The 10,655-nt window shown below is 74.0% G+C and carries 10 protein-coding genes; 5 read left to right on the top strand and 5 right to left on the bottom strand.

The features are described 5' to 3' along the window. Window positions 1-1,579 (top strand): phospholipid carrier-dependent glycosyltransferase (locus QL983_RS07865; protein ID WP_290152182.1); only part of this gene is annotated, 1,579 nt, incomplete at its 5' end. 68 nt (window positions 1,580-1,647) lie between these two features. Then, window positions 1,648-3,486 carry an AMP-dependent synthetase/ligase gene (locus tag QL983_RS07860; RefSeq protein ID WP_290152180.1) on the top strand — a complete coding sequence of 613 codons (1,839 nt, stop codon included), beginning with the start codon at window positions 1,648-1,650 and terminating at the stop codon, window positions 3,484-3,486. Window positions 3,487-3,561: 75 nt separating this feature from the next. Here QL983_RS07860 and QL983_RS07855 read toward each other — a convergent pair whose 3' ends face one another. From QL983_RS07855 to QL983_RS07845, 3 genes are read right to left on the bottom strand one after another with little or no spacing between them, the layout of a single operon-like run. Beyond that, window positions 3,562-4,782, bottom strand: a complete 1,221-nt coding sequence (locus QL983_RS07855) for a TIGR01906 family membrane protein (RefSeq protein ID WP_144868900.1) — start codon at window positions 4,780-4,782, stop codon at window positions 3,562-3,564. 47 nt (window positions 4,783-4,829) lie between these two features. Next, complete coding sequence (ahcY, locus tag QL983_RS07850) at window positions 4,830-6,389, bottom strand: adenosylhomocysteinase (protein WP_230297406.1); 1,560 nt, start codon at window positions 6,387-6,389, stop codon at window positions 4,830-4,832. Between the two features lie 45 nt (window positions 6,390-6,434). Continuing rightward, window positions 6,435-6,737 (bottom strand): DUF3499 family protein, encoded by a 303-nt coding sequence (locus QL983_RS07845; RefSeq protein WP_144868965.1) that lies wholly within the window; start codon window positions 6,735-6,737, stop codon window positions 6,435-6,437. Between the two features lie 62 nt (window positions 6,738-6,799). Between QL983_RS07845 and QL983_RS07840 the strand changes: the two genes are divergently transcribed. Then, entirely contained in the window at window positions 6,800-7,345 is a 546-nt protein-coding gene (locus QL983_RS07840) for a hypothetical protein (protein WP_227717921.1), read from the top strand. 54 nt (window positions 7,346-7,399) lie between these two features. Here QL983_RS07840 and QL983_RS07835 read toward each other — a convergent pair whose 3' ends face one another. Next, window positions 7,400-7,921 (bottom strand): WhiB family transcriptional regulator, encoded by a 522-nt coding sequence (locus QL983_RS07835; protein WP_144868903.1) that lies wholly within the window; start codon window positions 7,919-7,921, stop codon window positions 7,400-7,402. 171 nt (window positions 7,922-8,092) lie between these two features. Here QL983_RS07835 and QL983_RS07830 point away from each other — a divergent pair, with 171 nt between their 5' ends. Beyond that, window positions 8,093-8,716, top strand: coding sequence for a hypothetical protein (locus tag QL983_RS07830; protein ID WP_144868906.1), 624 nt, complete (start codon window positions 8,093-8,095; stop codon window positions 8,714-8,716). Between the two features lie 27 nt (window positions 8,717-8,743). Here the strand turns inward: QL983_RS07830 and QL983_RS07825 are convergent, their stop codons facing one another. Then, on the bottom strand, window positions 8,744-9,304 hold the full coding sequence (locus QL983_RS07825; protein ID WP_144868909.1) for a GtrA family protein: 561 nt from the start codon (window positions 9,302-9,304) through the stop codon (window positions 8,744-8,746). 162 nt (window positions 9,305-9,466) lie between these two features. Here QL983_RS07825 and QL983_RS07820 point away from each other — a divergent pair. Continuing rightward, the coding region (locus QL983_RS07820; protein WP_290152173.1) for a 5-(carboxyamino)imidazole ribonucleotide synthase at window positions 9,467-10,655 on the top strand (1,189 nt) is incomplete at its 3' end.

The following is a 10,655-nucleotide window of genomic DNA, read 5'->3' as shown; positions in this document are numbered from 1 at the left end:
CGTCGCGGTCGACGACGGCCCCTTCGGCGTCGCCGCCCTGCGCGCCCGCCTCGGGGTCAGTGCGGCACCCCTGACGCGGTGGCACTGGATCCTGCCGCTGCTGGTCACGGCGATCGCCGGCGTCCTGCGGTTCACGAATCTGGCCCACCCGGACCAGCTGATCTTCGACGAGACCTACTACCCCAAGGACGCCTACTCCCTCCTGGAGTCCGGCTACGAGCGGCGGTGGGACGAGGACGTCAACGACGCGTTCGCGCGCGGCGAGGCGGAGCCGCTCGAGGGGGCCGCCTACGTGGTGCACCCGCCGCTGGGCAAGTGGCTGATCGGCCTGGGCATGCTCGCGTTCGGTCCGGACAACGGGGTGGGCTGGCGGTTCAGCGCCGCGGTGGCCGGCACGCTGTCCGTCCTGCTGGTCGCCCTCGCCACGCAGCACCTGCTGCGCTCGGTGTCCCTGGGCGCGGTCGCCGGGCTGCTGCTGGCCGTGGAGGGCCACCACCTGGTGATGTCCCGCATCGGGCTGCTGGACATCTTCCTCTCGTTCTTCGTGCTCGCGGCCTTCGCCGCGCTCCTGGCGGACCGCGTCCACGGGCGGCGGCTGCTCGCGGAGCGGCTGGCCTACGACGTCGCCCGGCGGGGACGCGACGCCCTGGCCAGCGGGCCGTGGCTCGGCTGGCGCCCGTGGCGACTGCTCGCAGGCGTGCTGCTGGGCGCCGGCTGCGCCGTGAAGCTCTCCGGGCTGGCGTTCATGGCGGCCTTCGGCCTGCTCACGGTCCTGTGGGACATGTCCGCGCGCCGGACCGCCGGGGTGCGGCACTGGGCGTGGGCCGGCGTCGAGAAGGACGGCCTGTACGCGTTCGTGGCCGTGGTGGGCGGCGGCCTGGTCGCCTACCTGGCCTCGTGGACCGGCTGGTTCGTCACGGAGGGCGGCTACTACCGGGACTGGCACCGGGACAACCCGCCGGAGGGCCTGCTCGCCGGGCTGGTCCCCGGCCCGCTGCGCTCCCTGTGGCACTACCACGTGGAGTCCACGACCTTCCACCAGGGCCTCACCAGCCCCCACGACTACGCCGCCAACCCGTGGACCTGGCCGTTCATGGGCCGGCCCGTGAGCTACTACTACGAGGGCGCAGAGCCCGGCGAGGGGATCTGCCCGGCGGACGCCGCGGGCGCGTGCTCGGCGGCCATCACGGACATCGCCAACCCGTTCGTGTGGTGGACGGGCCTGGCCGCCGTCCTCGTGTGCGTGTGGCTGCTGGTGCGCCACCGGGACTGGCGGGCCGGCGCCCTGCTCAGCGCCTACGTGGCCGGGCAGCTGGTGTGGTTCCTGTGGCCCGAGCGGACCATGTTCTTCTTCTACACGATCGCCTATGAGCCCTTCCTCGTGATGATGATCGCCCTGGCGCTCTCGCTGCTGCTGCGGCCGGGTCGCCGGCCCGGGCCCCGCTGGGGCTCGGCCCTGGTGCTGGCGTACGTGACGATCGCCGTCGCCGTGTCCCTGTTCTTCCTGCCCGTCTGGATCGGCGACGTCATCTCGTACGACCAGTGGCGCTGGCGGATGTGGTTCAGCAGCTGGATCTGACGGCCGCGTCGCGGGCGCGGGTGTGCCCGAATGCGCGCCGCACGTCCGAAAATGGATACGCTCGGACCGTGCAGAACCAGAGCCCCGTCCATGAGTCCGCCACCGAGCTCGTCGGCATGCCGCCGGCGGACTCCAACATCACGGACCTGATCGTCGCCTCCTGTGCCGATCGGCCGGACGCCCCCGTGTACGCCCAGCGCAACGGCGCGGGCGGCTGGGTGGACGTCCACTTCACTGCGTTCCTGACCCAGGTGCGCGCCGTGGCGGCCGGCCTCATCGCCCACGGCGTCCAGCCCGGGGACCGGGTGGGCCTGTTCTCCCCCACCTCCTACGCGTGGGCCGTCCTCGACCAGGCCGTGTGGTTCGCCGGCGCCGTCTCCGTGCCGATCTACGAGACCTCCTCCGCCCACCAGGTGGAGCACATCGTCACGGACTCGGGGCTGCGGGTGGTCGCCGTCGGCAGCGAGGAGCTCGGCGAGCGCGTCGCCGAGGCCGCCGGGCACGCGGGCGTGGACGTGGCGACGTTCCCGCTGACGGACGCGGGGCTGGCGGAGCTGGCCGAGGCCGGCGCGTTCGTGTCGGACGACGCCGTCGAGCACGCCCGCTCGCTGGCGACCCTCGCCAGCCCCGCCTCGATCGTCTACACCTCCGGCACCACCGGACGGCCGAAGGGCGCCGTGATCACGCACGGCAACTTCGTGGGCGCGGCCATCAACGTGCTGCACTTCGCGCGCGAGGTGGTCCAGTGGTCCCCGGAGACGACGACGTCGCGCACCCTGCTCTTCCTCCCGCTGGCCCACGTGCTCGCCCACGCCGTCCAGGTCATCTGCCTGTACGCCCGCATCCAGGTGGCCCACTCCGGTTCCCCGGCCACGCTGCTCGGCGACCTCGCCTCCTTCCACCCCACGTGGCTGCTGGCCGTGCCGCGCGTGTTCGAGAAGGTCGAGGCCGGCATCGAGGCCAAGGCCCAGAAGGGCGGCACCGGGCGGATCTACGCGGCGGCCAAGCGCACCGCCATCGAGTGGTCCACGGCCGTGGACGAGGCCGAGTTCGGGGACGGCCCCGGGCCCTCGGCCCTGCTGCGCGCCCGGCGCGCGCTGTTCGACCGGCTGGTCTACCGCAAGATCCGGGAGGCCCTCGGCGGCGAGGTGATCTCGTGCGTGTCCGGCGCGTCCGCCCTCTCCCCGGAGCTGGTGCACTTCTTCCGCGGCGCCAGCATCCCGATCGTGGAGGGCTACGGCCTCACGGAGACCACCGCGCCGGCCACCGTGAACATCCCCGGCGCGCACCGCGTGGGCACCGTGGGCCTGCCCGTGGCCGGGGTGACGGTGAAGATCGCCGAGGACGGCGAGATCCTCATCCGCGGCCCCGTGGTGTTCGACGGCTACCACGGCATGCCGAAGGCGTCGGCGGAGGCGATGGAGGACGACTTCTTCCGCACCGGGGACATCGGTGCGCTGGACGAGCACGGCTTCCTGCGGATCACCGGCCGCAAGAAGGATGTGATCATCACCGCCGGCGGCAAGAACGTGTACCCCACGCCCATGGAGGAGGCGCTGCGCCAGCACCGGCTCATCGAGCACGTCGTGGTGGTCGGGGAGAACCGCCCGTTCGTGGGCGCCCTCATCACCCTGGACACCGAGGCCTTCACCCAGTGGGCCCTGGACCGCGAGCTCAGCCTCACGCCGGCCGAGGCCGCGACGGACCCCACCGTGCTGGCCTCGATCCAGGAGGCGGTGGACCAGGTCAACGCGGGCGTCTCCCGCGCCGAGTCCATCCGCCGCTTCCGCATCCTGGACCACCCGTTCACCGAGGACTCCGGGCACGTCACCCAGTCCCAGAAGCTCAAGCGGGCCCAGGTGATCGAGGACCACGCCGAGGACGTCGAGGCCCTCTACCGCCGCTGACCCCGCCCCCGGACGACGACGGGCCGGGAGGACGCCTCGTCCTCCCGGCCCGTTCCCGGTGTCGTCCGGCGGCGGTCAGCGCACCACGGCGTCGTCCTCCCGAGCCCAGCGCAGGCGGGTGCGCAGCAGCTGCTCGCGGCGGTCCGCGCTCAGCTCACGACGGCGGCGCGTGGGCCACGTGAGCACGAGCGTCACGAGGGACGCCAGCAGGGTCACCAGCCCGACCACCACGGCCGCGTCCACCCAGAACTGCTGAGGGTAGAGACGGATGAGGGCGTCCCGCACGGAGAACGTCCACGTGCCGTCCGCGAAGAACAGCGAGTGGAACCCGGCGAAGAACGTCTCCCAGCCCAGCACCGCCATGACCGCGAGCGCGATCACCGCGAGCGGCAGCCACACGGCACCGGCGAACAGGCCGCGGCGCACCCCGCCGGGGCTGGTGCGCAGCAGGGACGCGATGAGCAGGGCGCACACCACCACGAGCACCACGAGCGCCGCGGTGGCGATCCACAGCACGGTCTTCACGTCCGTCATGTGGTCGACCTCGACCTCGGTGAACAGGGGCGCGCCCTGGTGTGTGAGGCTGCTGAGGTATCGCGGCCCGGCCAGGTTGGTCACGTAGTCCAGCCCGGCGGAGCCGTAGTGCATGCGGTCGGCGAGGGTGAAGCCGAACCGGTCCGCGGGGAACCCGGGCCGGTGGTACTCCAGCCACAGGAACACCGGGCTCGCCACGAGGCGGACGGCGGCCAGCAGCAGGGCGAGCGGGGCGAGGACCGCCAGCAGCACCTGCGCCAGGCGCGGACCCGCCTTGGGCAGGCGCGCGCGCTCCTCCGGCGTGGGGCCCTGCAGGGCCGCCGCCTGCGCCGCGGGGGCGGCGGTGCCGTCCTCGGGGTAGCGGTCGACCGGGGCGGCTGTCCTCGAACCCGCCGGGCGGGCCCCGACGGCGGCGCTCAGCGGGCCGAGCTCGTCGGCGCCGGGCAGCGGCCGCCGGTCGCCCTCGGGCACGGCCCGGGAGGCGACGATGTCGCGGTCGGCGTCCGGGGCCGGGCGGCCGGCGTCGCGTCGGTCCGCGGCCGCCGCGTCCCCGCCGCGCAGCGCGGCGAGGTCCTCGGGGCTGAGCGCCGAGGTGTGCTGGGCGCCGCCGTCGTCGTCCCGGCCCATGGCGGGCAGCGCCTGGGTGCGGTTCGGGTCGTCTGCGGCGTCGTCCTCGACGAACGCGCCGTAGTCCAGCCCGGAATCGAAGTCCTCCGCCCCGGCGCGCTCGTCGCGCCCGCGGCCGGCCTGATGGGAAGCCATGCTCGTGCCTCTCTCGAGTGGGTCCGTCCGCCCGCGGGCGCCGGGGATCAGTAGCGGTAGTGGTCGGCCTTGTAGGGGCCGGCCACGTCCACGCCGAGGTACTCGGCCTGGGCCTTGGTCAGCTCGGTCAGCCCGACGCCGAGGGCGTCCAGGTGCAGGCGGGCGACCTTCTCGTCCAGCACCTTGGGCAGCGTGTAGACGCGCTTCTCGTAGTGGTCGCCGGTCAGGGCGCCGGTGCCTGTGGAGCCGCCGAAGAGCTCGATCTGCGCCATCACCTGGTTGGTGAAGGACGCGCTCATCACGAACGAGGGGTGGCCGGTGGCGTTGCCGAGGTTCAGCAGGCGACCCTCGGAGAGCACGATGATGCTGCGCTCGGCGTCCGTGCCGCCGTCCAGGGTCCACTCGTGGACCTGCGGCTTGATCTCCGTCTTCACGACGCCGGGGATGCGGGCCAGGCCGGCCATGTCGATCTCGTTGTCGAAGTGGCCGACGTTGCCCACGATGGCCTTGTCCTTCATGGCGGCCATGTGCTCGGCCATGATGATGTCCTTGCCGCCGGTGGTGGTGACGAAGATGTCGCCCTCGCCCACCACGTCCTCGAGGCGGGCCACCTGGTAGCCGTCCATCGCGGCCTGCAGCGCGCAGATCGGGTCGATCTCCGTGACGATCACGCGGGCGCCCTGGCCGCGCAGGGCCTCGGCGGCGCCCTTGCCGACGTCGCCGTAGCCGCAGACCACGGCGACCTTGCCGCCGATCAGCACGTCCGTGGCGCGCATGATGCCGTCCGGCAGGGAGTGGCGGATGCCGTACTTGTTGTCGAACTTGGACTTGGTCACGGCGTCGTTCACGTTGATCGCCGGGAAGAGCAGGCGGCCCTCCTGCGCCAGCTGGTAGAGGCGCAGCACGCCCGTGGTGGTCTCCTCGGAGACGCCGCGCAGGGTGCCGGCGGTGCGGGTCCAGTGCTGCGGGTCGCGGGCCAGCGAGCGGCGCAGCGTCTCGAGGATGATCCGGTACTCCTCGGGGTCGTCCTCGGTGGCGCTGGGCACGGCGCCCGCGGCCTCGAACTCGACGCCCTTGTGCACCAGCAGGGTGGCGTCGCCGCCGTCGTCCAGGATCATGTTGGGGCCGCGCTCCGGATCCTCGTCCGCGCCCGGCCAGGTGAGGATCTGCGAGGCGGTCCACCAGTAGTCCTCGAGGGACTCGTTCTTCCAGGCGAACACCGGCACGCCCTGCGGGTCCTCGGGGGTGCCCGAGCCCACGACGACGGCGGCGGCGGCCTCATCCTGCGTGGAGAAGATGTTGCAGGAGGCCCACCGGACCTCGGCGCCGAGGGCGATGAGGGTCTCGATGAGCACGGCGGTCTGCACGGTCATGTGCAGGGAGCCGGCGATGCGGGCGCCCTTCAGCGGCTGGGCCTCCCCGTACTCCTCGCGCAGGGACATCAGCCCCGGCATCTCGTGCTCGGCCAGGCGGATCTGGTGGCGGCCCGCCTCGGCCAGGGACAGGTCCCGGACCGTGAAGTCGAACGAGGCGCCGGGCACGGTGGTGCGGTTGGCGAAGGCCGGGTCGACGTCGGGGGTGCGGAACTCTGCGGAGGTCTCAGTCATGCCCTCCAGCCTAGCGATGCCCCGGACGGCACGAGACGCGCCGCGTCAGTCCCCGTCACGCACCACGCGCAGCCCGGGACGGGCCGGCGGGACGACCATGGGCCGGGTGGGGACCGTGCGCACGCCGCCGTCCGCGTCGACGGCCTCGTAGTGCTCGGGCAGCTCCAGCCGCAGCACCTCCCAACCGCGCGGGGCCGTGGTGCGCCGCGCATGCTCGCCGCAGAGGTCGTACGTGTGCGGCTCCGCCCGGCGCGACAGGGGCCCGATGACCACCTGCGAGTCCGCGTAGTTGTACGTCAGCGTGGCCAGGGCAGGGCTCTGGCATCCGGTCTTGCTGCAGCGTCGCATGGGTCCCACGCCCGCCACCCTACTCGGCGGACGGCCCGGGGCGGTGGCCTACCATGGCGCGCATGACCGCGTCCGCCTCCTCCGATCCCCTCGACCCCCTGCCGTTCCGGGCGGGCGACGCCGCGGGGGCCGAGCCGGGTGTCGAGGGCGGCCCGGCCGAGGCCGGCGTCTCCTCCCCCGCGGGGCGCGGCGGACGGGACCGCCGTGGCCGAGGGCTGCGGCATCCGCGCCCGTTCGGTGCGCGCTCGGAGCGGGGCCGGGGCGAGGCGCTGCTGACCGCCGTCGAGAAGGCGGTGGACCGGCTGGGCTCCCTGGACGCGCCCGGGCTGCGGCACGTGACCGCGCGGGTGGAGCGCATCCCGGACCGGCTCGACGAGCGGCTGCGCGAGCTGCACGCCGGCCGGGAACGGGATGAGGAGGCGCTGTTCGCGCGGGCCGAGCGGCAGGGCCGGGACGGGGTGCTGATCACCCTGTTCGAGCGGCCGCTGCGGGACGCGGCCGACCCGGCCGACCTCGAGGGGGCCGTCTACGGGGTGGCGCTGAGCCGTTGCGCCGACGCGTTGGGCGTGGACCCGCAGGTGCTCGACCCCAGCTGGGGCCGCGGCTGAGCCCGGACCGGGCGGTCCGCGCCGGGCACCGCACCGGTGGACGGGCGCCGTGCGTCAGGCGCGGGCGCGGCGCAGGCGGCGACGCTCGCGCTCGGAGAGCCCGCCCCAGATGCCGAAGCGCTCGTCGTTCGCCATGGCGTACTCCAGGCACGCGTCCTTGACGGTGCAGGCCTCGCACACGCGCTTGGCGTCCCGTGTGGAGCCGCCCTTCTCCGGGAAGAACGCCTCGGGGTCCGTCTGCGCGCACAGGGCGTCCGCCTGCCAGGCCAGCTCGCCCTCGACGGGCTCGGTGGTCACGCCCGGGATGGCGGCCCAGTCGGCGGAGACGGGCTCGGCCTCGGCCGGACGCGCGTCACCGGGGAAGAGGGCGGTGACGGTGGCGGCCGGGGTGCCGGTCTCGCCGTCGAGGTCGTGGGCGGTGAGGAAGGCGGTCGCCTGATCCTCGAGGCTCGCGCCGGCGACGCCGGCCTGCGGGTCGGCGGGGTCGAGGAACCAGTCGCTGGGGACGCTCCGCGGACGAGGTGCCGGCGCGGGATCGGCGTGGTGCGCGTCCTCGACTCGCTGGGTCTGCTCCATGTGTGACGCCTCTTCCCGGGATCGACGTGGCGGCTGTGGGCCAGGTGACCATGCGGTCCGCGCGGGTGCCGGGCAAGCCGGCGGGCCCTTCCTGGCGGGACCGTTGGCCCGGGTTCATTACATCGGTGTGATTCATGCCGAGTCAAACCGAACGGGTGCCACACTGGGCCCATGGTCTCCCTCTCCGCACCCCGGTCCACCGGCCCCCTCGTGCTCCGCCTCGCCTCCTCCCCGCGGCCCGCGCTCGTCCAGGAGCCGGGGGCCCCGGACGAGCCCGGCGCGGTGGACCAGCGCATCGAGCTCTCGGGCCGTGTGACCGTGAACTGGGCCGCCAAGTTCGCGGGCCTGCTCCGCGACGAGGGCGTGGGCGCGGGCGACGCCGTCGCCCTGGACCTGCCCGTCCACTGGCTCTCCCACGCCCTCGCCCTCGGCGTGCTCTGCGCCGAGGCCGAGCCCGCCCTCGAGGGCGACTCCCCCGCCGCCGTCCTCACGGACCGGCCCGAGGCGTGGCCGGACCCGTCCGTGACCGTCTTCGCCGTGGCCCTGCCGCGCGGCCTCGAGCCCGAGCTCGACGGTCCGGCCGCCGATCCGGCCGTCGTGGACGTGGCCGCCGAGATCCGCGCCCAGCCGGATGCCCTGCCCGGCCCCGTGGACCACGTGCGGCCCGCGTCGATCCCGGCCGGGGTCGACGTCGCCCCGGACGACGACGGCCCGCGCCCCCGCCTGACGTGGGCGGGAGTGCGGGCCGCGCTGGAGGCGTGGGACGCGGGTCGGGCGGTGACCGTGCGCCCCTGACGGGGCGGCGGGGTCAGGCCAGGGCGCTCAGACCCCGGCGTCGGGGGTGCGGTGCCGGCCGTGCGGAGGCAGCTGGTCCTCGCGCAGCACGGGCATCTGGCCGGTGATGATCGCGAGGTCGTTGGCGAAGCCGGGCTCCACGTCCAGCTCCTCCTTGAACACCCAGAACCGGTAGGCGAAGTAGCGGAACACGGTGCCGAAGAACAGGCCGATCACGTTGCCGGCGATGAACAGGCCGGTCGGGTCGGTCACGCCCATCAGGTACTGCGCGATCGCCACGCAGCCGGCCTGGATGCCCAGCCCGATCGCGTTCATGATCAGGAACATCACGAGCTCGCGCGTCTTGTTCGAGGAGCGCTTGTTCCGGAACGTCCAGTAGCGGTTGGCCACCCAGCTGAACAGGGTGGCGACGACGCCGCCCACGATCTTGGCTTTGACGTTGGACCCCTCGAGCGGACCGGTCATCATCCACCAGAAGACGAGCGAGTCCACCACGAACGCGGCCGCACCGACGGTGCCGAACTTGGCCACCTCCCGCCACAGCAGGGAGACCATCCCGGTCAGGCGGCCCCAGAGATCGGACAGCATGGGCGTGGACTCCTCGGTTCGGGACGGGGGTGTGGACGCGGGGCGGACCCGCGCAGGGCTGGGGAACACTGTAGCCGCGCCCTCGGCACGAGACCCCCTCGGATCCGACATCGGCCGCCCCTCCGTGACGGAGTTCTCAGCCGGTCCGACTACCCTGTGCGGGTGACTTCCCCTCGACTCGGTGTGATCGGTGGCGGGCAGCTGGCCCGCATGATGGCGGGCGCCGCCGCGGAGCTGGGCGTGCCCTTCCGCGTGCTCGCGGAGGCCCCGGACGCGTCAGCGGCCCAGGTCGCCCCCCACGTGGTCGGCGACCACGCGGACCTGGCGGACCTGCGCGCGTTCGCGGCCACGGTGGACGTGGTGACCTTCGACCACGAGCACGTGCCCACCGAGCACCTGCGGGCCCTGCAGGAGGCCGGCGTCGCCGTGCGCCCCGGCCCCGAGGCGCTGCAGCACGCCCAGGACAAGCTGGTCATGCGCGCCGCCGTCGAGCGGCTGGGCCTGCCGAACCCGGCGTGGGCGCCGGTCGACGACCTCGAGGCCGTCCTCGCCTTCGGCGACGAGCACGGCTGGCCCATGATCCTCAAGACCGCCCGAGGCGGCTACGACGGCAAGGGCGTGCTCAAGCTCGACGACGCCGACGACGCCCGCACCTCCGCCGCGGACGGCACCCTGGCCGCGTGGCTCGGCGCCGGCATCGCCCCGCTGCTGGCCGAGGCCCTCGTCCCCTTCTCCCGTGAGCTCTCCGCGCAGGTGGCGCGCACCCCCTCCGGTGAGGTGGCCGTCTACCCCGTCGTCGACTCGGTCCAGGTGGCCGGCGTGTGCGACCTCGTGGTCGCCCCGGCCCAGGACCTCGACCCGGCCGTCGCCGCGGCCGCGACCGCCGCGGCCGTCCGCCTCGCCGAGGAGCTGGACGTCACCGGCATGCTCGCGGTCGAGCTGTTCGAGACGCCGGGGGTCGGCCCGGGCTTCCAGGTGAACGAGCTGGCCATGCGCCCCCACAACTCCGGCCACTGGTCCATGGACGGCGCCGTCACCGGCCAGTTCGAGCAGCACGTCCGCGCCGTGCTCGACCTGCCGCTGGGCGAGACGACCCCCCGCGGGGCCGGCGTCGTGATGAAGAACGTCCTCGGCGGCGCCCGCGAGGACCTGCACGCCGGCAGCGTCGCGGCCCTCGCCGCCCACCCGCAGGCCAAGGTCCACCTCTACGGCAAGGACGTGCGCCCGGGCCGCAAGGTCGGTCACGTCAACGTCGTCGCGGACCACGGCCTCAGCCTCGAGGAGGCCGTGCGGACCGCCGAGTCCGCCGCCGCACTCCTGCGCGACGACGCCCCCACCACCGGCACCGAGA

Source organism: Micrococcus sp. APC 4021, from assembly GCF_030407635.1.
Classification (GTDB): domain Bacteria; phylum Actinomycetota; class Actinomycetes; order Actinomycetales; family Micrococcaceae; genus Micrococcus; species Micrococcus luteus.
Note: the sequence above shows the minus strand (reverse complement) of the source record. Positions and strands in the feature narration are given on the sequence as shown.

Excerpts from the sequence above, each read along its gene's own strand:
- QL983_RS07855 (WP_144868900.1), bottom strand. The coding sequence starts at position 4,782 with ATGGCTTCCCATCAGGCCGGCCGCGGGCGCGACGAGCGCGCCGGGGCG.
- ahcY (WP_230297406.1), bottom strand. The coding sequence starts at position 6,389 with ATGACTGAGACCTCCGCAGAGTTCCGCACCCCCGACGTCGACCCGGCC.
- QL983_RS07845 (WP_144868965.1), bottom strand. The coding sequence starts at position 6,737 with ATGCGACGCTGCAGCAAGACCGGATGCCAGAGCCCTGCCCTGGCCACG.
- QL983_RS07840 (WP_227717921.1), top strand. The coding sequence starts at position 6,800 with ATGACCGCGTCCGCCTCCTCCGATCCCCTCGACCCCCTGCCGTTCCGG.
- QL983_RS07835 (WP_144868903.1), bottom strand. The coding sequence starts at position 7,921 with ATGGAGCAGACCCAGCGAGTCGAGGACGCGCACCACGCCGATCCCGCG.
- QL983_RS07830 (WP_144868906.1), top strand. The coding sequence starts at position 8,093 with ATGGTCTCCCTCTCCGCACCCCGGTCCACCGGCCCCCTCGTGCTCCGC.
- QL983_RS07825 (WP_144868909.1), bottom strand. The coding sequence starts at position 9,304 with ATGCTGTCCGATCTCTGGGGCCGCCTGACCGGGATGGTCTCCCTGCTG.